This window comes from Sediminibacterium salmoneum NBRC 103935, assembly GCF_000511175.1.
Lineage (GTDB): Bacteria > Bacteroidota > Bacteroidia > Chitinophagales > Chitinophagaceae > Sediminibacterium > Sediminibacterium salmoneum.
In genome coordinates this window covers 1,196,427-1,221,483 of the sequence record NZ_KI866530.1, presented here as the reverse complement: position 1 = coordinate 1,221,483, position 25,057 = coordinate 1,196,427, and the positions used below count along the sequence as shown (strand labels likewise).

27 protein-coding genes and 1 other RNA gene are annotated in these 25,057 nt (G+C 39.5%); 13 read left to right on the top strand and 15 right to left on the bottom strand.

Annotation, left to right across the window (positions count from 1 at the left end; all coding sequences use genetic code 11):
* Nucleotides 1–2 precede the first annotated feature (2 nt).
* Together rpmA and rplU are read right to left on the bottom strand one after the other, a co-directional pair.
* Complete coding sequence (gene rpmA, locus P767_RS0105905) at nt 3–269, bottom strand: 50S ribosomal protein L27 (protein WP_026763788.1); 267 nt, start codon at nt 267–269, stop codon at nt 3–5.
* Between the two features lie 47 nt (nt 270–316).
* Nucleotides 317–622 carry a 50S ribosomal protein L21 gene (gene rplU / locus P767_RS0105900; protein ID WP_026751554.1) on the bottom strand — a complete coding sequence of 102 codons (306 nt, stop codon included), beginning with the start codon at nt 620–622 and terminating at the stop codon, nt 317–319.
* A 149-nt stretch (nt 623–771) separates the two neighbouring features.
* On the opposite strand from rplU, the gene P767_RS0105895 reads away from it, so the two are divergent.
* The 4 genes from P767_RS0105895 (at nt 772) to ssrA (ending at nt 5,286) form a co-directional block, all read left to right on the top strand.
* Nucleotides 772–2,268 (top strand): GH3 auxin-responsive promoter family protein, encoded by a 1,497-nt coding sequence (locus P767_RS0105895; RefSeq protein WP_026763787.1) that lies wholly within the window; start codon nt 772–774, stop codon nt 2,266–2,268.
* Nucleotides 2,269–2,331: 63 nt separating this feature from the next.
* Nucleotides 2,332–3,489: a 1-deoxy-D-xylulose-5-phosphate reductoisomerase gene (locus tag P767_RS0105890; RefSeq protein WP_026763786.1), complete on the top strand. Its 1,158-nt coding sequence runs from the start codon at nt 2,332–2,334 to the stop codon at nt 3,487–3,489.
* Between the two features lie 33 nt (nt 3,490–3,522).
* Nucleotides 3,523–4,872: an RIP metalloprotease RseP gene (gene rseP / locus P767_RS0105885; RefSeq protein ID WP_026763785.1), complete on the top strand. Its 1,350-nt coding sequence runs from the start codon at nt 3,523–3,525 to the stop codon at nt 4,870–4,872.
* A gap of 41 nt (nt 4,873–4,913) precedes the next feature.
* Nucleotides 4,914–5,286, top strand: a transfer-messenger RNA (tmRNA) gene (ssrA, locus tag P767_RS17905).
* A gap of 66 nt (nt 5,287–5,352) precedes the next feature.
* On the opposite strand, the gene P767_RS0105880 is transcribed toward ssrA, so the two are convergent.
* Nucleotides 5,353–6,519 carry a hypothetical protein gene (locus P767_RS0105880; protein WP_157611394.1) on the bottom strand — a complete coding sequence of 389 codons (1,167 nt, stop codon included), beginning with the start codon at nt 6,517–6,519 and terminating at the stop codon, nt 5,353–5,355.
* Between the two features lie 134 nt (nt 6,520–6,653).
* On the opposite strand from P767_RS0105880, the gene P767_RS0105875 reads away from it, so the two are divergent.
* Nucleotides 6,654–7,103, top strand: coding sequence for a DUF2147 domain-containing protein (locus tag P767_RS0105875; RefSeq protein ID WP_026763783.1), 450 nt, complete (start codon nt 6,654–6,656; stop codon nt 7,101–7,103).
* A gap of 37 nt (nt 7,104–7,140) precedes the next feature.
* Here P767_RS0105875 and P767_RS0105870 read toward each other — a convergent pair whose 3' ends face one another.
* Nucleotides 7,141–8,508: an ammonium transporter gene (locus P767_RS0105870; protein ID WP_051417179.1), complete on the bottom strand. Its 1,368-nt coding sequence runs from the start codon at nt 8,506–8,508 to the stop codon at nt 7,141–7,143.
* 310 nt (nt 8,509–8,818) lie between these two features.
* Here P767_RS0105870 and P767_RS0105865 point away from each other — a divergent pair, with 310 nt between their 5' ends.
* Nucleotides 8,819–9,319, top strand: a complete 501-nt coding sequence (locus P767_RS0105865; RefSeq protein WP_026763781.1) for a cupin domain-containing protein — start codon at nt 8,819–8,821, stop codon at nt 9,317–9,319.
* Here the strand turns inward: P767_RS0105865 and P767_RS0105860 are convergent.
* Entirely contained in the window at nt 9,316–9,666 is a 351-nt protein-coding gene (locus P767_RS0105860; protein ID WP_026763780.1) for a hypothetical protein, read from the bottom strand. The genes P767_RS0105865 and P767_RS0105860 overlap by 4 nt on opposite strands.
* Nucleotides 9,663–10,229 carry an RNA polymerase sigma factor gene (locus P767_RS0105855; protein WP_051417177.1) on the bottom strand — a complete coding sequence of 189 codons (567 nt, stop codon included), beginning with the start codon at nt 10,227–10,229 and terminating at the stop codon, nt 9,663–9,665. The genes P767_RS0105860 and P767_RS0105855 overlap by 4 nt, the downstream gene beginning before the upstream one ends.
* A 70-nt stretch (nt 10,230–10,299) precedes the next feature.
* Here P767_RS0105855 and P767_RS0105850 point away from each other — a divergent pair, with 70 nt between their 5' ends.
* Entirely contained in the window at nt 10,300–11,088 is a 789-nt protein-coding gene (locus tag P767_RS0105850) for a C40 family peptidase (RefSeq protein ID WP_026763778.1), read from the top strand.
* Between the two features lie 2 nt (nt 11,089–11,090).
* Here P767_RS0105850 and P767_RS18305 read toward each other — a convergent pair whose 3' ends face one another.
* Genes P767_RS18305 through P767_RS0105820 form a run of 6 tightly spaced genes read right to left on the bottom strand, consistent with a single transcriptional unit; the run spans nt 11,091 to nt 15,541 of the window.
* A complete protein-coding gene (locus P767_RS18305) occupies nt 11,091–11,243 on the bottom strand; it encodes a hypothetical protein (RefSeq protein WP_157611392.1) in 153 nt (50 codons plus the stop codon).
* 36 nt (nt 11,244–11,279) lie between these two features.
* Nucleotides 11,280–11,717 carry a sulfite exporter TauE/SafE family protein gene (locus tag P767_RS16045; RefSeq protein ID WP_071840045.1) on the bottom strand — a complete coding sequence of 146 codons (438 nt, stop codon included), beginning with the start codon at nt 11,715–11,717 and terminating at the stop codon, nt 11,280–11,282.
* 5 nt (nt 11,718–11,722) lie between these two features.
* Nucleotides 11,723–12,271, bottom strand: coding sequence for an inorganic diphosphatase (locus P767_RS0105835; protein WP_026763777.1), 549 nt, complete (start codon nt 12,269–12,271; stop codon nt 11,723–11,725).
* A 10-nt stretch (nt 12,272–12,281) separates the two neighbouring features.
* Nucleotides 12,282–12,680 (bottom strand): DUF4878 domain-containing protein, encoded by a 399-nt coding sequence (locus P767_RS0105830; protein ID WP_026763776.1) that lies wholly within the window; start codon nt 12,678–12,680, stop codon nt 12,282–12,284.
* A gap of 43 nt (nt 12,681–12,723) precedes the next feature.
* Complete coding sequence (locus P767_RS0105825; protein WP_037352349.1) at nt 12,724–13,461, bottom strand: tRNA1(Val) (adenine(37)-N6)-methyltransferase; 738 nt, start codon at nt 13,459–13,461, stop codon at nt 12,724–12,726.
* A 4-nt stretch (nt 13,462–13,465) separates the two neighbouring features.
* Nucleotides 13,466–15,541 carry a S9 family peptidase gene (locus P767_RS0105820; protein WP_051417402.1) on the bottom strand — a complete coding sequence of 692 codons (2,076 nt, stop codon included), beginning with the start codon at nt 15,539–15,541 and terminating at the stop codon, nt 13,466–13,468.
* Nucleotides 15,542–15,699: 158 nt separating this feature from the next.
* On the opposite strand from P767_RS0105820, the gene P767_RS0105815 reads away from it, so the two are divergent.
* Nucleotides 15,700–16,509, top strand: coding sequence for a hypothetical protein (locus P767_RS0105815; protein WP_026763773.1), 810 nt, complete (start codon nt 15,700–15,702; stop codon nt 16,507–16,509).
* Between the two features lie 96 nt (nt 16,510–16,605).
* On the opposite strand, the gene P767_RS0105810 is transcribed toward P767_RS0105815, so the two are convergent.
* The 3 genes from P767_RS0105810 to P767_RS0105800 are packed head-to-tail and all read right to left on the bottom strand — an operon-like array spanning nt 16,606 to nt 20,140.
* Nucleotides 16,606–17,370, bottom strand: a complete 765-nt coding sequence (locus P767_RS0105810) for a succinate dehydrogenase/fumarate reductase iron-sulfur subunit (protein ID WP_026751570.1) — start codon at nt 17,368–17,370, stop codon at nt 16,606–16,608.
* A 44-nt stretch (nt 17,371–17,414) separates the two neighbouring features.
* The gene (locus P767_RS0105805) at nt 17,415–19,388 is read right to left on the bottom strand and encodes a fumarate reductase/succinate dehydrogenase flavoprotein subunit (protein WP_026763772.1); all 1,974 of its coding nucleotides are present in this window, start codon (nt 19,386–19,388) and stop codon (nt 17,415–17,417) included.
* A gap of 50 nt (nt 19,389–19,438) precedes the next feature.
* On the bottom strand, nt 19,439–20,140 hold the full coding sequence (locus tag P767_RS0105800; RefSeq protein WP_026763771.1) for a succinate dehydrogenase cytochrome b subunit: 702 nt from the start codon (nt 20,138–20,140) through the stop codon (nt 19,439–19,441).
* Nucleotides 20,141–20,340: 200 nt separating this feature from the next.
* Here P767_RS0105800 and P767_RS16040 point away from each other — a divergent pair, with 200 nt between their 5' ends.
* From P767_RS16040 to P767_RS16035, 5 genes are all read left to right on the top strand, one after another.
* Nucleotides 20,341–21,315, top strand: a complete 975-nt coding sequence (locus P767_RS16040) for an ABC transporter permease (protein WP_245586842.1) — start codon at nt 20,341–20,343, stop codon at nt 21,313–21,315.
* A 30-nt stretch (nt 21,316–21,345) separates the two neighbouring features.
* On the top strand, nt 21,346–21,588 hold the full coding sequence (locus P767_RS18795; protein WP_262506412.1) for an ABC transporter permease: 243 nt from the start codon (nt 21,346–21,348) through the stop codon (nt 21,586–21,588).
* A gap of 12 nt (nt 21,589–21,600) precedes the next feature.
* Nucleotides 21,601–22,596: a tRNA (adenosine(37)-N6)-threonylcarbamoyltransferase complex transferase subunit TsaD gene (gene tsaD, locus P767_RS0105790; RefSeq protein WP_026763770.1), complete on the top strand. Its 996-nt coding sequence runs from the start codon at nt 21,601–21,603 to the stop codon at nt 22,594–22,596.
* Between the two features lie 67 nt (nt 22,597–22,663).
* Nucleotides 22,664–24,289, top strand: coding sequence for an ABC-F family ATP-binding cassette domain-containing protein (locus tag P767_RS0105785; protein WP_026763769.1), 1,626 nt, complete (start codon nt 22,664–22,666; stop codon nt 24,287–24,289).
* Between the two features lie 42 nt (nt 24,290–24,331).
* On the top strand, nt 24,332–25,057 hold a 726-nt coding region (locus P767_RS16035), incomplete at its 3' end, for a M14 family zinc carboxypeptidase (protein WP_037351654.1).

Here is a 25,057-nt window from a genome sequence, read left to right as displayed (position 1 = left end):
TTTTATGCGGTTGCTTCCGCTGGTAAAACAGAGACAGTTGTCTTGTCTGCTTTGCCTTTTTTGAATTCTACAATTCCATCTGCTAATGCAAATAAAGTGAAGTCTGTTCCAACTCCAACATTCTTACCAGGATGGTATTGAGTTCCTCTCTGACGAATGATAATGTTACCGGATAGTGCAGGCTGACCACCATAGATTTTTACACCCAGGCGTTTGCTCTGTGAATCACGACCGTTCTTAACACTACCTTCCCCTTTTTTGTGTGCCATAATTGTATGTTTTATAATACCGGTATGAACCGATAAAATGTTAATTACTAAGCGATGCTTTCAATTTTAATTCTGGTATAGTGCGTTCTATGACCATGCTTTTTACGAAATCCTTTTCTTCTTTTCATTTTAAAAGCAATGACTTTGTCGCCTTGAACCAGGTCGCTAACAATTTCAGCTTTAACGGTTGCCTTAACAGCTGCACCTACTGAAATATTACCACCATTGTCAACGAACAGTACGTCGTTAAACTCTACTTTGTCACCGGATTTACCCTGCAGGTGGGGAACGTACAAGCTTTGACCTTCTTGTACTTTAAACTGTTGACCTGCGATTTTTACTATTGCTAACATAGCTGTCCAAAATTAGGACGGCAAAGGTAAGGTTTCCGCCCGATATAACACAAAGATTTTAGAAATAAATTATTGCAAAATTAAGCCTTCTGTACTTGAAACGGACTTGGATAAGCCTATTTTTGTTGCTTTGGGATCAATTTTAGCCTATGAACTATAAGTCGCTGTTGGCAAAGCCCTTTGCCAATGTAATACACAATAGTATCCGTAAGGGGATGATGCACGCGGTACAGCATCAGGACCTTATTTTTAAAAACCTGGTTAAACAGGGGGCTAAAACCCAGTTTGGGAAAGATCACCAGCTTACGGCCGGATTGGATTATAAGGCATTTTCTCAGTCAGTTCCTATTCGGGATTACGAATTAATGAAGCCCTATATTGAGCAAATTAAGGCTGGGAAGCCTAATATACTCTGGAAAGGGAAGCCCATTTATTTTGCCAAAACCAGTGGAACTACCAGTGGGGTTAAATATATTCCTATTACCAAGGATTCCATACCCAACCATATCCAGACAGCCAGAAATGCCCTGTTCTGTTATATGGCCGAAACTGGAAATACAGCTTTTGCCAATGGGAAAATGATTTTTTTAAGTGGATCTCCAGTGTTGGAAAGAACAGGGGATATTCCTACGGGCAGGTTGAGCGGAATTGTAAATCACCATATTCCTGCCTATCTCCGTTCTAATCAGTTACCCAGTTACGAGACCAATTGTATAGAAGACTGGGAAACCAAGCTGGATAAAATTGTTCAGGAAACCCTGAACAAAGACATGACATTAATAAGTGGGATTCCACCATGGATGCAAATGTATTTTGACAGATTGATTGAGCGGACAGGTAAAAAGATCTCAGAAATCTTTCCCAATTTCAGCGTAATGGTTCAGGGAGGGGTTAATTTTCAGCCTTACCGTGCCCGACTCATGGAAAGCATTGGAAAGAAAATAGATGCCATAGAATTGTTTCCGGCAAGTGAAGGTTTTTTTGCCTTTCAGGATACCATGGATCAGGAAGGGATGTTATTGAATACCAATAGCGGCATTTTCTTTGAATTTATTCCTGCAGCGGAAATTTTTAATGAGTCACCCACCCGCCTGAGTCTGAAAGATGTAAAGCTGGGAGAAAATTATGCATTGATAATTAACAGCAATGCTGGGTTGTGGGGTTATAATATAGGAGACACTGTAAAGTTCGTCAGTTTAAATCCGTACCGAATACTGGTTACAGGAAGAATAAAACATTTTATCTCGGCATTTGGGGAACATGTGATTGGCGAAGAAGTAGAAGCTGCATTGCAAATAGCATTGGAAAAGCATCCTGCAAAAATTACAGAATTCACCGTTGCTCCGTTTATTCAACAAGGGGAAGGAAAGAGTTATCATGAATGGTATATTGAGTTTGAAACACCGCCTTCCGATTTCAATGCATTTGCAGCATCTCTGAATGAGGCACTAAGCAATAAGAATGTCTATTATCAGGACTTAATGCGGGGGAATATTCTATTGCCTTTACAAATAAGAGAGGTACAAAAAAGCGGGTTTATACAATATATGAAAGCAGAGGGTAAGCTAGGAGGACAAAATAAAGTTCCCCGGTTGAGTAATGACCGGAAAATTGCGGAAGGCTTGCAGCAATTTCTGATAGCATAAACCAAGGGAGATATTTTTTGGTTTATATTGTGTAACTATGCCCATTCTTAAAGTTCAACTATCATGAGTCAAAAACGAATTGCCATATTTGGGTCTACCGGATCAATCGGAACACAGGCTTTAGATGTAATAAAGGCAAATCCTGATTTGTTCAGTGCAGAAATTCTGACTGCTCAGAGTAATGATGAGCTTTTAATAAAGCAGGCATTATTGTTTAATCCCAATATTGTTGTTATTGGGGATGAGAAAAAATACCAGAACGTTAAGGCGGCATTGGCAAAAACGGATATTAAGGTCTTTGCAGGAGAAGATGCATTGGCTGAAGCAGCATCGGTAGATTGTTACGATATGATGCTCGCAGCCATTGTTGGTTATGCAGGGCTTAAACCTACATTAAATGCAATTGAGTTGGGCAAGCCAATTGCTTTGGCAAACAAGGAAACATTAGTAGTGGCCGGAGATCTTGTGATGCAGAAAGCTGCGGAGAAAAGAGTAGCAGTGATTCCGGTGGATAGTGAACACTCTGCCATTTTTCAATGTCTGGTTGGTGAGGGTAGAAATAAAATTGAAAAAATTATTCTGACAGCAAGTGGCGGTCCTTTCCTTGGAAAAAAGCCCAACTTTCTGGTGAATGTAAAAAGAGATCATGCCCTGCAACATCCCAATTGGAGCATGGGTGCTAAAATTACGATTGACTCTGCAACCCTCATGAATAAAGGCTTGGAGATGATAGAGGCCAAGTGGTTGTTCAATCTGGAAGCCCATCAGATACAGGTGGTGATTCATCCACAGAGCATCATTCATAGTATGGTTCAATTTGAAGATGGAAGCATTAAATCGCAAATGGGTTTGCCCGATATGAAATTGCCCATTCAATATGCGCTGGCTTTTCCTCAGCGCATTCCCAATAATTTTCCGAGATACGATTTTAAAAAGCCTTCAACCTTAACGTTTGAAGAGCCCGATATGAAAACCTTTCGGAATCTTGCGTTGGCCACAGATGCTTTGTATAAAGGTGGAAATACGGCCTGCGTAATGAATGCAGCGAATGAGATGGCGGTATTTGCTTTTTTAAGAAACCGGATTGGATTTTTGGATATTACCGAAGTAGTTGAGCAATCCATGAATAAGATTCCATTCATTGAAAAACCAACTTTAACGGACTATTTTGACAGCGACGCGGAGGCACGTAACTTTGCCGCTTCCTTATTGCATATGTAATTAAATGATTTAAATTAATAAAGAGGGGAATGTATGAGTTTATTAGCTATTGACTGGGGTAGTGTAGGAGTAAAAGCCGGACAGTTTATTTTATCTTTTTCTATATTGGTGGTATTGCACGAACTAGGGCATTTTTTGCCTGCTAAATGGTTTGGGTGCCGGGTTGAAAAATTTTATTTATTCTTTGATCCCTGGTTTAGTTTGTTCAAGAAGAAGAAAGGTGAAACCGAATATGGTTTAGGCTGGATACCTTTTGGAGGCTATGTTAAAATTGCCGGCATGATCGACGAGAGCATGGACAAAGAGCAATTGAAGAAGCCTGCTGAATCATGGGAATTCAGATCCAAACCCGCCTGGCAACGTCTGATTATCATGATTGGTGGCGTATTTGTTAATGTGGTATTGGCCATTGTTATTTTCGTTGGTATAACCTGGTATTGGGGGGATGAACAATTGCCTACAAAAAATCTGGCCTATGGTGTTCATGTGGATTCATTGGGCAAGAGCCTTGGATTGCAGGATGGCGATAATGTAATTGCCATGGACGGTAAACCCATTGAAAATTTTGGTACCATTGAATCAGAGTTGGTTCTTACCGAAGCAAAGACATTAACTGTATTGCGCAACGGAGAAAAATTGGAGATTAAAGTGCCTGATCAGTTCATGCAGAAAATTATCAAGGAGAAAAAATTCAGTGGGATGTTAATTCCACAGTATCCGGTGATTGTAGATTCTGTAAGCAACACGGCTGTATTTAATGCCGGTGAACTGAAAAAAGGGGATACTTTAATTGCGATTAATAATCAGGCATTCAGGTATTATCACGAGTTTGATGCACTAAAGAAGAAAGCCACCAATCAGGTAGCAGTATTAACTGCAATCCGTGGCAAGGATACGGTTCAGATTAAAGCATTGGTGAATGAAAAAGGGGCTATCGGCTTTTTCCAGAAAAGTCCACTGGCTATTTTAGGTACCGAACATATTCAATACGATTTGTGGGCATCCATTCCCATTGGATTTAACCGTTGCTGGGAAACCCTGGATCGGTATGTAACCGGCCTGAAACAATTGTTTACCGGTAAAGTAAATGCCAGCGATTCTCTGGGCAGTGTTATCAGTATTGGTAATACTTTTCCCGGCGTTTGGGATTGGGAAAGATTCTGGACTTTAACAGGTATTTTCTCCATAGTACTGGCTTTTATGAATATTCTGCCCATTCCGGCATTGGACGGAGGACATGCATTGTTTACCTTATATGAAATGATTTCCGGCAGAAAACCAGGCGATAAGTTCATGGAATATGCCCAAATGGCAGGTATGATCCTGTTGATGGGATTAATGGCATACGCTTTGGGGTTAGACTTTTGGCGTTTGTTTAAGTAAGCATTTAAATTTGCGCTTACCTTTGTATACTAAACTTTCACGGGGCCGTTTTGGTTTTGACAGCATATGTAACGGTTGGTGTAAGCATGCAGTGCGTTGGATAATTAGCACTTTAATCTGAATATTCAACCATTAATTGGCAATACACAGTATGCCATGGCTGCTTAATCAGTGATTAAGTAACCATTTGGGCCGCCGCACAGGTTCGCTTCTTTCCAGGTGCCGCCGCCGACTACAAAACAAAAGGAGATGCTGCAACAGTAGGCTGTGCCTGTTGATTAAGATTATCCAGCTAAGTAGTGTATTGGTTTGTTCTTTTCCTGTGCATTGCCGACAATTAATAAGGAAATAAGCATGTAGAAAGCTAATGGTCGCGATGTTTGGACACCGGTTCGAGTCCGGTCGGCTCCACAAAAAACCCCGAGTATTTTCGGGGTTTTTTATGGGATAATTCAGGAATTATTTCCAGTATTCTGTTGATTAGTTGTTTTGATTTAATCGCTTTTGCCAAATAATATTTTCCAGGACAAGTAAGTTATTGTAGCCAGGACTATAATAATAGAATGTACCCAGTTTAGATTTGGTTAAAAATTTCTTTACCTGGTCTGGATAGATGGATCCCATATTGGCTATGAAAAATGAAAAGGTTTCGTCTTCTATTAATGAGGTTAAATCCTGATTGGGACCTATAGAAATTTCGGGTGGCTTAGCACCCCATTTCAATAAGGAAGTGCTCAATAAAATCTGTTCCATAAATGAATTGGATTGATTAAATAGGGTAGTAGCCTGATTGATGAGTTGGGGTTTTAGTGATTCCAGTGAAGGAATTGGCTTTAAAGACATTAATCGTGAAAGATGGTATAAAACAATAGAAGTTTTGGCATAATGATGAGAAATATAATTAGCATGGTCAATATGCTTCCGGGTTTGAATAGCATTTTCTATTAAGCCTAAACTTGCTGAATCTGCAGAGCTCCAATCCAGGTTATATTTCTGAACAAAGTAAAGTACATTCATCAATACACTGATGTCGAACTCGGTGGGCATTTTTTTGCCAAACCAGGTGGAATAAGCCCCCAGCTTTCTATAATCTTTAAAAGTGTTTTTTACAGGATTGGAATGGTTGTTAACGTGTTTTTGCATGAGCCCATGCACTAATCGGGCAATGGAATCATTGGCCTGCATTGCCAATAAAATGATTACCGTATCATCCATGTCATCGGGCAAGGATCTGCTTTTATCAAGTTGATTCAGCCAGCCAGCATTGGGGAAAATCCGGGGGGTATCTGTTGGCCAGAAATTATAAGTGGGATAATTGTTTTTTCTGTTTTTGAATTTTTCAAAAACCGGTAGGCTATTCCCTATGATCTGGTTGGCAATGTTTTTTTGATAATCTGTTAAATGAGAATGAATATCAAGTAGCGTAAATGAAACCAGGCCAGTAAAAAAAGGGTTAATATCTGCTTTGAACCGATCTTTATTATGTGCGTACATCCGGTAAGATGGGATGGAGCCTTTGGGGAAAACCCCTTCTTCTTTAGCCTGCAGAAAAGCAATTCTGTTAAGCAGTTGGGATGTTATCAGACTATCGCCTGCAAAACAGAATAAATTAAGGGTTAAGAAAAAAAGAGTAATGATTGGCTTCATGAAGGGTTCAATAATCAAATGTATTGAAATGATAGCATTAAACATTTTATAGCTTCTTTGTATAAAAAAAATTGAACTCAAGAGAAATTCTTTAAGATATTTACCCTTTATCAATGCAGACAAAATCTATGTGTATGAAAAAAGTTTGGGGGGGCTTAATTGCCGCACTGGTAGCAGTAATATTTTCAAATGCATTATGTGCACAGGATAATGCCAACGCCATTCTGGGTAATTGGAAAACGGGTTCCGGGAATGCAGTGATTCAGATTTATAAAAACGGTGAAAAATTCCAGGGGAAGATTATTTCCTTGCAGGAACCCAATGATCCGGAAACAGGAAAACCAAGATTAGATAAAGAGCATCCCGATCCCTCCAATAAAACCAGACCAATTTTAGGTCTTGTTAATCTCTGGGGGTTTAATTACAAAGACAAGAATTCGTGGAAAGATGGTCATATTTATGACCCTAAGAATGGCAAAACCTATTCCTGTAACATGAAATTAACCAATGCCAATACCTTAGAGGTAAGGGGTTTTATTGGGGTTTCTTTAATTGGCAGAACCGATACCTGGACTCGTCAATAAAGCCAGATTCAGTAAGCAATTTAAAAAGAAATAGTCTTCAGGCATTTTCACTTACAAGTAAAGTGCCCTGTAAATATTTTTCATTATGCTGAGTGGCATCAAGTCCCAGTTCTTCCTCTTCAGAGCTTACTCTTAGTGGTAGCATCAGGCTGATTATTTTAAAGATACCAATAGACATGGTAAAGCTGAATATGACTACAATTAATAAAGCTTTTAATTGTGTTATGAAAAAATGACCGTTCCCATATAGTAATCCATCCTCACCAATTCCGTTTACAGATTTTGAAGCAAAAACACCGGTTAATAACATCCCAACCATTCCTCCAATTCCATGGCAAGGAAATACATCCAGCGTATCGTCGAGAGAAGACTTTGATTTATAGTATACGGCAAGGTTAGAAATTATTGCAGCAATAAATCCAATAAATATGCTTTGAGGAATTGCTACAAATCCTGCGGATGGAGTAATGGCAACCAAGCCAACAACCGCGCCAATACAAAATCCAAGCACGGATGGTTTCTTTCCTCTCAATACATCAAAAAACATCCAGGATAAACCTGCTGAAGCTGCAGCTGTATTGGTTGTTGAAATAGCTGATACAGCCAATGTATTGGCCCCTAATGCAGAGCCACCGTTAAAACCAAACCATCCAAACCAAAGCAAGCCGGTTCCAATTAAAACATAGGGAATATTTGCCGGCGGAATTTCAATTTGTTCCATATGCGATTTTCTTCGTTTCAAAACCAAAGCACCTGCAAGGGCAGCACAACCTGCAGATATATGAACAACGGTTCCACCCGCAAAATCTAAAGCACCCATCTTAAAAAGAAAGCCTTCCGGATGCCAGGTCCAGTGTGCAATGGGAGCATAAACGAGTATACTGAACAGGGCAATAAATAGAATGTAACTGGTGAATTTAATTCTTTCGGCTACAGCTCCAACAACCAATCCAGGTGTAATGATGGCAAACATCAATTGAAACATAGCAAAAAGTCCCAGAGGAATAGTTGGTGCAAGACTCCATGGAGCTCCGCTGTTCACTCCTTTCATAAATAAATAAGTGGTTGGATTGCCAATAAATCCATAAAATGAATCACCAAAGCAAAGGCTGAATCCAATTGTTACCCAAAAAATTGTTACAACCCCGCTGGCTACAACGCTTTTAATCATTGTTGAAATAACATTTTTTCTGTGTACCATTCCGCCATAAAAAAAGGCCAGTCCGGGTGTCATTAAAAATACCAAGGCGGTTGCCGTAAGTATCCAGGCAATATCAGCTGTATTGTAGTTCCCGTTTTTATCAATAAAGCTGATTTCGGGGGGAGCAAAAATGCTGAGTAGAGCAATCACTGATAAAACCAGAAATGGCATAAGGTTGTAAATGTTGATTTTCTTTTGGTACATAGTTGAATTAGATATTTCTTATATTTATATAAGTTCATGCTAATTTACTTTAAAATAGCATATAATTTATTTAATATTAAATATCTAAATTATAATAATGTAATTTATTATGCTCTTTTCAAAATCAATTATTGCTATATATTTATTTAATTAATTGTTAATCAATATTTTAGTTTAATATTGTGTTGGTTTTAAATATATAGTATTATTAATAATATAATATTATTTAATTGTATTTTAATAAAATAGATTGATTCTTACTTTGCCGGTAAATAGATAATAAAACGAAATATTTAATTTTCTTTGCAATATGAAAGCCGCCATTGATTCTATTATCCAATCGTATAAAATGTTGCCTCATCCGGAAGGGGGATTTTATAAAGAATCCTATCGATCTGATCTTTTATTAGAGGGAGATAGTTTGAGTAATGGAATGAATGGAAGGCGGAATTGCTCAACAGCGATCTTGTTTTTATTGGTTGAAAACTCCTTTTCTGCTTTTCATCGCATTAAATCAGATGAAGTATGGCATTTTTATGATGGCGATCCGGTTCAGATTCATGTAATTGAACCTAATGGACATTATTATATAATAAAACTAGGCAGGAATACTTTGGATAATGAAGTATTTCAGGCTGTTGTACCCGCCGGGGCCTGGTTTGCCAGTAAAACAATAGGAGCGTATTCATTGGTTGGCTGTACCGTTTCCCCGGGATTTGATTTTGCTGATTTTGAATTAGCCAATGGGGAAAGCCTTGCAGCCGAATTTCCTGATCAAAAGGAACTAATCCTTGCTTTTTGCAGGCATTAACGGCTGTAATGGATAAGAAAATAACCGAGAATACTTAGCAGTAATACGGCAAGGGTAACCAATACAATCCATTGCTGGTCATCTGATTTTCTTTTTTTCTTTTTGTCTGTGCTTTTACTGATTTGTTTTTTCAGTTGTTGGTTTAATAGCCTGGTAGTACCGGCTAGCTTAGATTTGTCTTTGAATGCAGACAATCCCTCAAGGGCATCCATATGAAAATCAGAAGCAGCAATTTTTTCTTCCAGTTCGTGGATATCAGCTGCATCCACTTCGTTTTTCAGATATTTCATTAACTCATCTTCTGAAAGTGGTGCTTCTTTTTTAAATATGTTTTTCCAGCTTTTCATATTCTGGTTTGTTTTTTTAAAAGCAACAGTTTAAGATTTCGCTTTCCATTTTGAATATTGCTTTTTACCTGTAAAAGAGAATAGCCGGTAATTTCACTTATTTGCTGGTAGCTTTTTTTATGGTGATAGAATAAAGTTATGCAGGATTTCTGTTCCGGATTTAATTCTTCTATTGCTTCTTCCAGCAAATTCAGGTTCATTTCTTTTTCTTCCATGTTTTCCCTGTCGGAATCTGTTATAAGCATTTTTTCATCCTGCTGGTCCAGTTCTATGGTATTTTTCCTGTCTCTTATTTTCATTAAGCAATAATTGCAGGCTATTTTATACAGCCAGCTTTTGGGATAGTCTACCTGGTATTTTTCAAGTTCATTCAATGCCTTCAGAAATATTTGCTGCACTGCATCTTTGGCTTCTTCTTCGTTTTTCAAATACTTCATACATACACCTAATAACAGAAGGGTATAACGCTGCAGTAAAATGCCCAGCCATTCTTTATTGAGATCTGATCGGTACTTTTTAAGTAATTCGTTATCGGTAATATGGTTAAAGGCGCCAGTATTCACAACTTAAATAAAAGCATTTTTCTTAAGATGCAGGCATAATTAAATTCCATATCTTCCCCTTAAAATTTACATGACTTTTATCACTGCCATTGTTGCTGTAGTGCCCATCAGAGCAGAAGCTTCTCATCGGTCTGAAATGGTGTCCCAATTGTTATTCGGAGAACTGGCAGAAATTACAGAGGGTAATCCTCAACTCCTTACGGGTAGTTTTGTTAAAATAAAATCTCAGGTTGATGGATACGAAGGCTGGTGTCAGTCTGCACAACTGGCAAGGGTACCAGTAGAATTGGCTAACCAGTATAATGCTTCAATTACTTCAGAGGCCTTAAATACGATGGTTGTAAATGGTACAAAAATGCAATTGCCATTTGGTGTTTCCCTGGGTCTTTTCAGGCAGCAGCAGCTAAACCTCGAGGGTTATCAGTTTGCCTATCAGGGACAATTAACCATGCCGGAGAATAATCCATTCTCCTCTGATCGGGTAAAAGAGATTGCATTGCTTTTTTTAAATACACCTTATTTGTGGGGAGGGAGATCCTTGTTTGGGATTGATTGTAGCGGGTATGTACAGCAGGTTTTCCGATACTTCAATATAATACTTCCCAGAGATGCGTACCAGCAGGCAGAAGCGGGTACAGATATTGCATTTTTAGCGGAATCCCATTGCGGAGACCTTGCTTTTTTCGACAATCCGGAAGGCAAAATTACGCATGTGGGTATTCTACTAAATGAGTACCAGATAATCCATGCATCCGGAAAAGTACGAATAGACCGTATTGACCAGGCAGGTATCCTTAATACAGATACAGGTGAGAGAACACATTCCCTCAGATTAATAAAGAGATATTCCGGAAAATAAGATTACATTAAATCCATCCCCTTGGCAAAATAGGTAACAACGCCAGGAAGTGCTAGCCAGAAGAATTCACGGTATACAATAAGGAGTACAATCATGGCAGCAAGCCAGAAAAAGAACAACATCCAATATTTACCAGTAGATTGTTTAGCTTCCATTGTATCTTAATTTTTAGCAAAGATAAGGAGGGTGAATCAATTCACCCTCGTCTCTTCAATAGATTGTTTATTTTTTGTTGTATGGGTTGTCTCAGCTGGCTTCTTTTTATCTAAAAACAACATTTTCAGGCTAAGTAAAAGCATCACAATCGCAAAAATCTTCTTCATTTTATCATCAGATAAATTCAATGCTAGTTTGCTTCCCAGATAGCCTCCTGCTAAAAAAGCCAGGGCAATTACAAATACATAATTGAAATTAATCTGCCCCTGCTTGTAATACTGCCAAACAGCCAGTGCTACAACAGGTAAAACAAGAACCCCAAGCGAAGTGCCTTGTGCTTGTTTCTGGGTAAAACCCAATACAAGAACAAGAGCCGGCACCATAATGATTCCCCCTCCAATCCCAACCAGACCGCTCAGAAATCCGGCGGCCAGTCCAATAATGACCAGTAATAGCAGGGTGGTAGTACTCATTCTAATTATTGTCCAAAAGTTTCCTTGTAAAAGTTGATGGCTTCTTCCACAATGGTTAAGGCTTTTGCCTTATCTCCAAAGTCCTCTACCAGTACTTCCTTTTTTTCAAGGCGCTTGTATTCCTGGAAGAAGTGTCTGAGTTCATCAAAAAAGTGTCTGGGCAGTTCTTCAATATTATTATAGTGATTCACACCCGGATCTGTAGCAGCCACTGCAATTATTTTATCATCTGGTTCTCCTCCGTCAATCATTTGCATAACACCAATCACTTTGGCTTCCATCAATGTTAGTGGTTGAACAGGTAAAGAGGTAATTACTAAAATATCAAGTGGGTCTTTATCTCCCCCATAAGTCTGAGGAATAAAACCATAGTTGATGGGATAGTAAAAAGATGAAAAAATGACTCTGTCTAATTTAAGTAGTCCGCTTGGCTTGTCAATTTCATATTTACATCTGGATCCCTGTGGAATTTCAATTACTGCATTTACTATTCGGGGAGCATTTTCTCCGTAGTGTACTCCATGCCAAGGGTGTAAAACTGTTGTCTGCTTCATATTTTCTTCTTTATTGATTGGGTTGGCTTAAGTTTACCAACCAACGGTTATCTTGTTTAATAATGATTGTCTTTTTCCCGGTTGTATCTAATGAATTGCTATGGAATAAAATAACTGTGCTGTCATTTGGTTCTGAAACTTCTCTGATATTAATAGAAGCTGTTCTTAGTTCCTGTCTGCCTTCTTTGTCTTTTTCTCTGTATGTTGTTTCTATCTGATTCAGTAGGGCCTTGTTTTCATTGGACTCCACCATGTAGAAAGCCGCTCTTTCAAAATCACCTTTCAGGCAGGCGTCTATAAATTCTCTGCCGGCATCTAATCCATTTTCGGCTGGAACCAGTGGCGCAGACGCTGTACTGCAACTTGCCAGGGTAATTGCTATTCCAATTAAAAAATGATTCAATTTCATTTGCCGAAGGTAGTTAATTCAAGCCATTGCCAATATGGGTTCATTAAAACGCCAGATAGTAGGGCTTTAGTATAGTTTTAAATTCAGGGGAGTAATCAGACCCCATTTTGATGCTGATTTCTTCTGTTATTTCAACTTGTGTTATTTTTTCCTCAGTAGTTGATTTTCGAAGTAAAATCATTGATCTGAAAAATGGATGAGCTTCTGTTTGTTTTACATAGCAGCTGTGAAACAAACAGAGGTTTTCCTTAGCGACCAACTTCCTCCATTCATCTGTTCTTTGATAGGGGATTAATACAGCCCCGATTCCATTGTCGGATAATAAATCAGCCATTCCTTTTGCCAGTAAGCCAAAGCTGAATTGCTGACTATGCATAGCTAGATTTCGGTTGTTCTGACTGCTTTTAAGCTGGTTTTCAAAAAAAGGAGGATTCGAAATAATTAAATCAAATTTTTTGTGCTGCCCATCCATGTATTCCTCCATCGATTGATGGTGAACACTAAATTGTTCTTTCCATGGACTTGCATTAAAGTTTTCCCTAGATTGAATGGCTGCATTTTCATCAATTTCTACAGCTTCAATGGTTGCACGGGTAAACTGTGCAACCATTAAGGAAAGCAATCCTGTTCCTGTACCAATATCCAATATATGCCTGGTATCTGGCTTAAGTGCATGCATCGCCGTCCATGCCCCGAAAAGACAGGCATCTGTGCAAACTTTCATTGCCACTTTTTCCTGGTGAACAGTAAAGGATTTAAAAGAAAAATAAGTATTCGCCATACAATTATTCCATAATGCCTTCAAGGGCAAGCAGGAATGCAAAATTAAAGGCCGTTTCTTTTAAGTAGTCAAATCTTCCAGATGCACCGCCATGACCATAATCCATATTCGTCTTTAAAAGCAGCACATTATTGTCTGTTTTCATACTTCTCAATTTTGCTACCCATTTAGCAGGCTCAAAATACTGTACCTGACTATCATGTAATCCGGTAGTTACCAGTAAATTCGGGTATTTTTTTGCAGTTACGTTTTCGTAAGGCGAGTAGCTCTTCTGATAATTGTAATAGACTTTTTCTTTCGGATTTCCCCATTCATCAAATTCATTAGTTGTTAATGGAATGCTTTCATCTAACATGGTATTTACAACATCAACAAAAGGTACTTCTGCAATAACACCCTTCCATAAGTCTGGTGCCATAGTACTAACTGCACCCATTAGCAGTCCGCCTGCACTGCCTCCATTGGCATACAAGTGTTCTTTACTGGTAAACTGCTGTTGAATCAGGTATTCTCCGCAATTGATGAAGTCGGTGAAAGAGTTTTTCTTTTTCAATAACTTCCCTTCTTCATACCATTGTCTGCCCAAATCTTCACCCCCTCTTATATGCGCCAATGCATATACAAATCCTCTGTTTAACAGGCTGATGAAAGTACTGTTGAATTCAGCGTCTAATGAATAGCCATATGAACCGTATGCATATAATAACAGGGGAGACTTCCCATCCTTCTTTAAACCTTTTTTGTAAACCAGTGAAATGGGAATTTTTGTACCATCACTGGCTGGTGCATAAATGCGTTCAGTTGCATAATCATTGATATTATAACCTCCCAACACTTCCACTTGCTTTTGTAATGTTTTAGTCTTGTCCTGAACATTGTAGTCATAAACAGAGTATGGTGTTGTTAATGAAGTGTAGATGAATCGGATGGAGTCTGTAAAATAATTGGGGTTGGAACCTAAGCTGGCAGTATATGCTGGTTCGTCAAAGGCTATATAATGTTCTCCCGAACTAAAACTCTGTTTGATATTCAGTTGAATGAGCCCATTCTTTCTTTCTGTAATGATGGTGAATTTTTTAAACGCATCTACGCTCTGTACCAGAATATCTTTTCTGTGTGGAATAACTTCTTTCCAGTTAGTAACCCCGGTTTTATTGAGCGGACATTCCATCACTTTGAAATTAAGGGCATCCAGATTGGTCCTGATTAAAAAACGATCGTCTAGTGCAACAATATCGTATAGTACATTTTTTATTCTGGGCTGGAACGATACAAATGCATCATTGGGCTGATTGGCATTGATGAAAAAAACTTCCGAAGAAAGGGTTGCCTGTGAGGTAATCAGAATGAACTGACCGTTTTTGGTTTTGCTCACCCCAATATAATTGCTTTTATCTTTTTCTTCGTACACGGTATTATCCGGACTGGTACTTCCCAACTGGTGTCTCATGATTTTTTCAGAAAGCAAAGTCACCGGGTTATTTAAAGTATAAAAAATGGTTTTGTTGTCGTTGGCCCAGACTCCTTGTCCACTGGTGCCTTTAATGTCATCTGACAAAATTTCTCCGGTTTCCAGATTTTTAATTTTCAAAGTATATTGTCTTCGGGATACTTCATCAATACCAAACAAAAGCAAGCGATTATCAGGGCTAACTGTTATGCCTGATATGGAGTAATAAGATTTTCCCTCTGCCATCAGATCCACATCTAGTAGTATCTCTTCTTTGGCGGTAAGACTACCTTTCTTTCTGCAATACTTATAATATTGTTTGCCTTCCTCTGCGCGCGTGTAGTAATAGTATCCATTATTGAATACGGGAACAGATTCATCTTTTTCCTTAATCCTGGCTTTCATTTCATTGAAAAGCCGGGTTTGTAAATTTTTTGTTCCAGCCATCATTTGCTCTGTATAATTATTTTCAGCAGTCAGGTAGTTTACCACTTCTGTGCTGTCAGGCCCCTTTTTAAAATAGTCAATCATCCAGTAATAGGGGTCGGGAACGGTGTCACCGTGTAATATTCTAACATGCTCTTTTTTAAGGGCAACAGGTGCCTGTGTTTTCGGCCATTGGTAATTCATTTCTTCATTGTTTTTTACGTTGGAACAGGCTGTCAGAAGCAGGGAAAAGATGCATATAGGCAATAGCAGTCTCATGGAATGATTCTTTTTATGAAAATAATGAATAATAGGAAAACCGAATGGGTTTAAATTTCGTAGATAAGGTATAAAACAACCCTATGGTATCAATTATTTCCAAGCAAAGGGCTGCTTCCCGCAGACTTATTTCTTTTGGTGTGGTTGCGCTCACAGTTATTCTGGGTACTGGTATAACCAATCATATCAGAGGCCTTTGGTTATCTGCCTGGCTTTTATATGCATTTGCATTTGTTATTGGGATCATTATGTTGTTGGATTATTGGGGCTATAGCAGGTTTAAAAATACTTCAGTGGTATTAGCAGTAAACATATTCTTGTGTGCAATCACTTCGGTGGAGGGACTAAATGCTGGGGCTTATCTCTATATTATTCCCACCATTTTTGCCCTGGTTTTTATGCTGGGAAATACAAGGGAATACAGGGCCGAAGTGATTGGATATTTTGTTGTTAGTGTTCTCACATTTGCTGCTACAATAATTTTTGTTCCCAACTCGAGTAGCTGGCAGGAAATCAGCGATGATATTTATAGAAAAATGTTTACTACCAATGCTATTGCTGTGGTAGTGCTTTGTGCCGTTTTCGCCTATATTGGTATTTATTTTGAAAGAAAAGTATACGAGCGACTCATAAATGAAAGAAATAAAGCCAGACATCAGGAACAGATGATCCGGGAACAGAACGGTTATCTGCGTGAAATTGCTTTCATGAGTTCGCATACAGTAAGAGCTCCGTTGAGTAATATACTTGGTTTAGCCGCATTGATGCGCGATATACCAAATGATCCGGATACATTTATTTTAGTAAAGGAGGGGATTGCAACTGCTGCCAATGATCTGGATAAAGCCATACATCATATGGTGTCTAAAACAGGCAATTTGATTAAGCGATAATTGCAGGATTGTAAAATGGAAAAGTCCCAGTAATTGGGACTTTTCTTAATTTATTTCAAGTGAAGTATTGAATAGTAAACAATACGCTCATTAAAATTATTTCTCTGCACTTAAACTTGCGCTTAGGTATTCTGCGTTCAATCTGGCAATATTTGTTAAAGATATTTCCTTAGGACAAGTTGCTTCACAAGCACCTGTATTGGTACAAGCACCAAAACCTTCTTTATCCATCTGTGCTACCATGTTCAATACACGGGTCTTGCGCTCGGGTTCTCCTTGTGGCAATAAAGCAAGGTGGCTCACTTTCGCGCTCAGGAATAACATGGCAGAACTGTTTTTACAAGCTGCTACACAGGCACCACATCCAATACACATGGCAGCTGCAAAACTATTATCTGCATTGTCTTTGTTAATAGGTAAGGCATTACCGTCAACCGCATTACCGGTGTTAACGCTGATATAGCCCCCTGCCTGGATAATTCTATCAAATGAAGTTCTGTCTACAGTTAAGTCTTTAATAACAGGGAAGGCATTGGCTCTCCAGGGTTCAACCACAATCGTGTCTCCGTCTTTGAAAGCACGCATATGTAATTGACAGGTAGTATTTGCCTGCCAGGGACCATGTGGCTTTCCATTGATGTACATTGAGCACATTCCACAAATTCCCTCTCTACAATCGTGATCAAATGCAACTGGTTCTTCCCCTTCGCTAATCAATTGCTCGTTCAGTACATCGAACATTTCCAGAAAACTCATTTCTGATGAAATGTTTTTTACCTGATACGTTTTGAAGTCACCTTTTGTATTGCTGTTTTTTTGTCTCCAAACTTTTAAGTTCAGATTCATATGATAGTGTTCCATTGCTTAAAATTAATTCGGTTTTTAATTTGCTTTAATAACAACGATTATTTGTAATTACGTTGTGTTGGCTTAATAACATCGTAGTTCAACGTTTCTTTATGTAAATCCCACTGATGTTCACCTTTGAATTCCCAGGCTGCTACATACATATAACCTGCATCGTCTCTTAAAGCTTCCCCGTCCGGAGTCTGGAATTCTTCTCTGAAGTGACCGCCACAACTTTCATTACGGTTTAATGCATCAATACACATTAGTTCTCCCAGTTCAATGAAGTCTGCAACGCGGTTTGCCTTATCCAGTTCAGTGTTCATTTCATTAATTTCACCTGGAATTCTAACATCACTCCAGAATTCCTTCTTCAAGGCCTGAATTTCCTTTATGGCCTGTTCAAGACCTTCTTTGTTTCTGGCCATTCCACATTTGTCCCACATAATTTTACCCAGACGCTTGTGGAAACTTTCTACAGACTGCTTTCCTTTAATACTCATCAATTGATGAATTCTATCGCTAACCGCTTTCTCTGCTTGTTCAAAAGCAGGGTGGGAGGTTTCAATAGATTTGTTATAGATTTCATCTGCTAAATAGTTTCCTAGAGTGTAAGGAATTACAAAGTATCCGTCAGCCAGCCCCTGCATCAAAGCAGAAGCACCCAAGCGGTTGGCACCGTGGTCACTGAAATTAGCTTCTCCCAATGCATACAAGCCAGGAACAGTTGTCTGCAATTCATAATCCACCCAAAGTCCACCCATGGTATAGTGTACTGCAGGGTAAATTCTCATAGGAACTTCATAAGGGTTTTCACCGGTAATCTTTTCATACATATCAAAAAGGTTACCATATTTGGCTTTCACCACTTCCTTACCCAAAGCAATAATTTCTTCCTGAGATGCATTCACTCTACCTTGTTTACCGGCCTCAATTTTGCCGTATCTCAGTATGGCATCTGCATAATCCAGATATACCGCCTGCTTGCTGCTTCCTACACCGTATCCTGCATCACAACGCTCTTTCGCCGCTCTGGATGCTACGTCTCTTGGAACGAGGTTACCAAATGCAGGATATCTTCTTTCCAAATAGTAATCTCTTTCTTCTTCTGGTATATCGGTTGCTTTTCTGGTGTCGTTTTGTTTTTTGGGAACCCAGATTCTACCGTCATTTCTTAATGACTCAGACATCAGGGTAAGCTTACTCTGATGATCACCACTTACCGGAATACAGGTAGGGTGAATCTGAGTGAAACAAGGATTCGCAAAAGCTGCTCCTTTCTTATGTGCTTTCCACGCAGCGGTTACGTTGCTACCCATTGCATTGGTAGATAAATAGAAAACGTTACCGTATCCACCAGAACACAACAATACTGCGTGTCCAAAATGTCTTTCCAGTTTGCCGCTTACCAGGTCACGGGCAATAATACCTCTTGCTTTTCCATCAATGGTTACCACTTCCAGCATTTCGTGTCTGCTATACATGGTTACATTTCCTAAAGCAACCTGGCGCTCCAAAGCCTGGTATGCGCCAATCAATAATTGTTGACCGGTCTGTCCTGCGGCATAGAAGGTTCTCTGTACCTGAGTACCACCAAATGAACGGTTGCTTAGCAAACCACCATATTCTCTTGCAAAGGGTACACCTTGAGCAACGCACTGATCTATGATATTGGCACTCACTTCGGAAAGTCTGTGCACGTTTGCTTCTCTTGCTCTGTAATCACCACCTTTAATGGTATCGTAAAACAAACGGAACACACTGTCTCCGTCGTTCTGATAATTTTTTGCTGCATTAATTCCACCCTGTGCTGCAATGGAGTGCGCACGACGGGGAGAATCCTGAAAACAAAATGCTTTTACTTTATAACCCAGCTCACCCAAAGAAGCAGCTGCAGAAGCTCCCGCTAATCCGGTTCCCACAACTATTACTTCCAGTTTACGCTTATTGGCAGGGTTAACGAGTTTGCAATGTCCCTTGTACTCAGCCCACTTACTTTCTAATGGTCCGGTAGGAATTTTAGCATTTAACATAGATCCAAAGGTTTATGATGATTTGAATATACTTTTTTAATAATAACCGACTATCCGATCCATCCTAGTTTAAAGCTCAAAGGCATTAAGATGAATGCAAGCGCAATAATGATTGAATAGGCGTATCCTACTGAGGTTAATAGGGTTGTGTAGCGCTTATTGTGAACTCCTAAAGTTCTGAATGCACTTTGGAAACCGTGAGCCAGGTGATAAGCCAGAGATATACAACCTGCAGTATAAACACCAATAATCCACCATTCTGTGAATGTTGCCTGCATAAGTGCAAACATATTGTGCATTTCAACGCCATTGTAGGTTACCGGGGCCAATCCTTCGTGTGTAAAACGAGCAGAAACCCAAAAATGATATAGGTGCAACACAAGGAAAATCAGGATAAGTGTACCCAGTAAGCCCATACTTCTGCTATACCATTTACTTCCGTCTTTATAAGTAACCGCGTAGCCTACTGCTCTTTTTTGTTTGTTTTCTAGGGTTAACAGGTATCCCTGGAAAATATGTAAAATTATGCCTGCAAAAAGTCCAATTTCCATGATTCTGATTAATACGGTAGATCCCATAAAATGGGCAGCCTTATTAAACATTTCGCCATTTTCATTGGGGTCGGCAAGGTCTGCAAATACACAGGCATTGATACCTGCGTGGACAATTAAAAACAAAACGAGGGAAATTCCGGTTAATCCCATAACCAGTTTTTTTCCAACTGACGATGTAAAGACTTGTTTCCAGGTCATATAGCAAGATTATTTTGGTTAAATCTCCGCAAATTTAACTCATTTATATATACAATAGGCGAAGACTTTGGTTGTGTGGAAATACAATAAATGCTTCCTGTTGAATTCGTTGTTGTCATTTATTAAGACTGCTTGAACAGTACTATCAACCGTTTACATAAAACAGGCCTTTAAAGTGATGATTAAACGTACATTTGAGTATGGTTAAATTACTCAGTATTTTATGGAACAGCTTCCGTATGGCATTGCAGGAGCTTAAAGTAAATAAATTACGCACTTTCCTCTCCTTATTTGGAATTACCATCGGAATTTTCTGCATAATCGGGGTGCTGGCTACAGTGGATAGTCTGGAAAGAAAAGTGCAGAATGACATCAAAACTTTAGGGAGCAATACCATTTATATAGACAAATGGAATTACGGCGGTGGTCCCGATTATCCCTGGTGGAAATACATGAAAAGGCCCAATGTTAAGATTGAAGAACTGGATGCACTAAAACAAAAAAGCGAACTGGCGGCTTATGCAGCTTTTTTTGTAAGTAGAAATGTAAACTACAGCTATCTCGACAATATTCTGAATAATACAAGTATTTATGGAGTAACCGGAGAGTTCAATAATATTCAGACAATTGATATAGAAACGGGTAGATATTTAATTGAGTCTGACTTTTTAAGGGGATCTGCAGTGGGAGTTATCGGTTTTAAAGTGGCGGAGGAATTGTACGGAAAAGCTGAAAAAGCAGTGGGTAAAGAAATTTCTTTTGGTGGCCGAAAAGTGTATGTGGTTGGTGTTATAAAAAAACAAGGTCAAAGTTTCATTGGAGGCTTTAACTACGACGATTGTATGATTGTTCCGTACCGATATTTCGCAAGTATATATAGTCCGGAAACCAGTAGTCCGAATATCATAGTACAAGGCAAACCTAAAATTGCCTCTTCTGCATTGCAGGATGAGTTGAACGGAGTAATGCGACAATTGCGAAAATTGAGCCCCACACAGGAAGATAATTTTACCTGTAATGATGTGGCCATGTTCAGTGAGCAGGTAAACGGGTTCTTTGGACAGGTTACTGCCGGTGGATGGGCCATTGCCGGACTGAGTTTGATTGTAGGTGCGTTTGGGGTAGCCAATATTATGTTTGTGACGGTAAGAGAAAGACCAGCCAGATTGGATTAAAGAAAGCAATCGGGGCAAAAAGAGGTACCTATTTTAACTGAGTTTTTATTGGAGAGTGCTTTTCTATGTGTACTCGGAGGTTTAATTGGACTTACCCTGGTTTGGCTTTTGTCACTGGTACTGAGTTCTATACTTCCTTTCCCGATATACATTGCACCTAATATTGTGATACTGGGTCTTAGTATTTGTATTGGTCTGGGGGTATTGGCAGGAATTATTCCGGCTTCCATTGCGGCTAAACTGGATCCGGTAGTTGCCATCAGAACTAAATAGTATTTTTGCCGGATGGGCACAACAATTCTGGCAATAGAATCTTCCTGCGATGAAACGGCTGCGTCCGTTTGTAAAGACGGCGAAATTCTTAGTAATATCATTGCATCACAGTCTGTACATGAGCAATACGGGGGAGTGGTTCCTGAATTGGCCAGCAGGGCACATATGCAAAATATTGTGCCCGTTGTAGATCAGGCATTATTGCAGGCAGGATCAAAGCTGTCGGATCTCAGTGCTATTGCCTTTACGCAGGCACCGGGCTTAATAGGCAGTCTCTTAGTTGGAACACAGTTTGCCAAATCACTTTCGCTTTCCTTGCAGATTCCTCTGATTGCCGTGCATCATATGCAGGCGCATGTGCTTGCTAACTTAATACCTGAACAAAGACCCACTTTTCCATTTCTATGTTTAACCGTCAGTGGCGGGCATACACAGATTGTGTTGGCTAAATCTGCCCTTGAACTGGAAGTAATTGGAGAAACCATTGATGATGCTGCGGGAGAAGCTTTTGATAAAACAGCTAAACTGCTGGGTTTGCCTTACCCGGGCGGACCATTAATTGACCGGTATGCGAAATTGGGGGATCCTTTGAAATTTAAATTTGCCGAGCCTCAAATACCCGAACTTAATTTTTCTTTTAGTGGTTTAAAAACCTCTGTTTTATACTTCTTGCAAAAGCAGGAGCCGGGTTTTATTGAAGCGAACCGAGATGATTTGTGCGCATCCGTGCAACATACAATAGTTCAGATTTTATTGAAGAAACTGGCAAAAGCTGTTCAACAGACAAATGTAAAACAAGTCTGTATTGCTGGTGGAGTAAGTGCCAATAGCGGTTTAAGAAACGGTTTAATTAAAATGGGGCAGAAACGAGGCTGGAAAACATTCATTCCCGATTTTAGCTATTGTACAGATAATGCTGCCATGATTGCCATTACGGCCTACCATAAATTTCAACAAGGGGATTTTGTTTCTCTGTCTGTTAATCCCTCGGCAAGGGCGGAATGGTAATCAAAAGGCAAGTTCCTTCGGATTTCCCTTTTAAAGTCGTAATTTTGCACCCCAAAACTGCCAATCAATGTTAAGTGCAAGGAATATTACACTCGCTTATGGAAAGCGGGTTCTTTTTGACGAAGTAAATATCAATTTTACCAAGGGCAACTGTTATGGTGTTATTGGCGCCAATGGTGCAGGGAAATCTACTTTCCTGAAGATTTTGAGCGGTGAGATAGAGCCCAATAAAGGAACTGTTGAAATTACACCAGGTGAAAGAATGGCTGTTTTAAAACAGAACCAGTTTGAATTTGATAATTGTACGGTGTTGAATACCGTTTTAATGGGGCATAAAAGACTCTGGGAAGTAATGCATGAAAAAGATGCCTTATATGCAAAGGAGGATTTTTCTGAGGAGGATGGAATGCGTGCCGGAGAACTGGAAGCAGAATTTGGAGAAATGGGGGGATATGAAGCAGAGAGTAATGCTGCCAGCTTTTTGAACAGTCTGGGTGTGCATGATGAGATGCACAATAGTTTAATGAGTGAAATTCCTAGTAACCTAAAAGTAAGGGTTTTACTTGCCCAGGCTTTATTCGGCAATCCGGATATTCTTTTACTGGATGAACCTACCAACGGTCTGGATATTGAAACCATTGGCTGGCTGGAGAATTTCCTTGCAGATTATGAAAATATTGTATTGGTTGTGAGTCACGACCGTCACTTTCTGGATACCGTATGTACACACGTAGCTGATGTGGATCGCTCAAAAATTAAAGTATTTACCGGTAACTATACTTTCTGGTACGAAAGTAGTCAGTTGATGAGCCGCCAGATCAGCGACAAGAATAAGAAGAACGAAGAAAAGCGTCAGGCTTTATTGGATTTCATCGCCCGTTTCTCGGCCAATGCATCCAAGAGTAAGCAGGCAACTTCCAGAAAGAAAGCTTTGGAGAAATTGACCATTGAAGAAATAGAGCCATCCAACCGTAAATATCCTGGCATTATATTCCAGCCGTTAAGAGAAGTAGGAAACCAGATACTTAATGTAGAAAATTTAAGCAAGTCTGTTGATGGCAGGGTTCTTTTTGATAAAGTTACCTTCAGTGTAAACAAGGGAGAGAAAATTGCATTCCTGAGCAAGGATCCTTTAGCAGTTACTGCCTTCTTTGATACCATAACAGAAAACGCACCATTGGAAGGTGGCAAGTATGAATGGGGTACTACTATCACAAAAGCATATTTACCACAGGAAAACAGTGAATTTTTTAAGGAAGGGCTTAGTTTAATGGACTGGCTCCGTCAATATGTACCACCGCATATTACTGATGCGGATGAACCTTTTATCAGAGGATTTCTGGGTAAAATGTTGTTTAGTGGAGATGATATACAAAAGAAAACCAATGTGCTGAGTGGGGGAGAAAAAGTACGTTGTATGGTTAGCCGTATGATGTTACAGAATCCGAATCTGGTTATTCTGGATCAACCTACCAACCACCTGGATCTGGAAAGTATTCAGAGCTTTAACGAAGGCTGTCAGTCATTCCCGGGTATTGTTTTCATTACCTCTCATGACCACACTTTCATGCAAACTGTGGCCAACAGAATCATTGAATTAACGCCTAAAGGAATCATTGATCGTCTGATGACATTTGATGAATATCTGGAAGATGCAAGGGTGAAAGAGTTGCGTGCCGAAATGTATGCTTAGATAATTTTTCTTCAGTAACTTACCGGTTCAAATTGGTAAGGAATGAAAAAAATTACGATTGCATTTCTATTGTCACTTTTTGTTGCATCCACTTTTGCGCAGGACCTGTCGTATTATTTACCCAGGAATGTTCAATACAATAAATCAATTCCAACGCCTGCTAGCATTGTTGGACATGAAGTAGGGGAATGGCATGTTACTCATGACCGTTTGGTGCAGTATGTAAAAGCAGTTGATCAGGCTTCCGACAGAATGATTCTGAAACCACTCGGACTAACCAACGAGGGCAGACAGCAATTGGCGCTCATAATTACTTCTCCTGAAAATCAGCAGAAACTGGAACAGATTCGTCAGCAACACCTGGCGTTAACCAATCCTGATCAATCCTCTGGCCTGAATACCAGTGAAATGCCGGTTGTGGTATGGATGGGGTATAGTATTCACGGAAATGAAAGCAGTGGTGCAAATGCGGCTCTTTTAGCCACTTATTATCTGGCAGCAGCCCAAGGCCCGGAAATAGATGCATTGTTGAAAAATACAGTAATTATTCTGGACCCCTCTTTTAATCCGGACGGATTAAATCGTTTCGCCAATTGGGTAAACATGCACAAGAGTTTTACACCGGTTAGCGATCCCAATGCAAGGGAGTTTAATGAAGTGTGGCCGGGAGGGAGATTTAATCATTACTGGTTCGATTTAAACCGCGACTGGTTACCGGCACAACACAAAGAGAGCAGGAACCGACTCTCACTTTATCACGATTGGAAG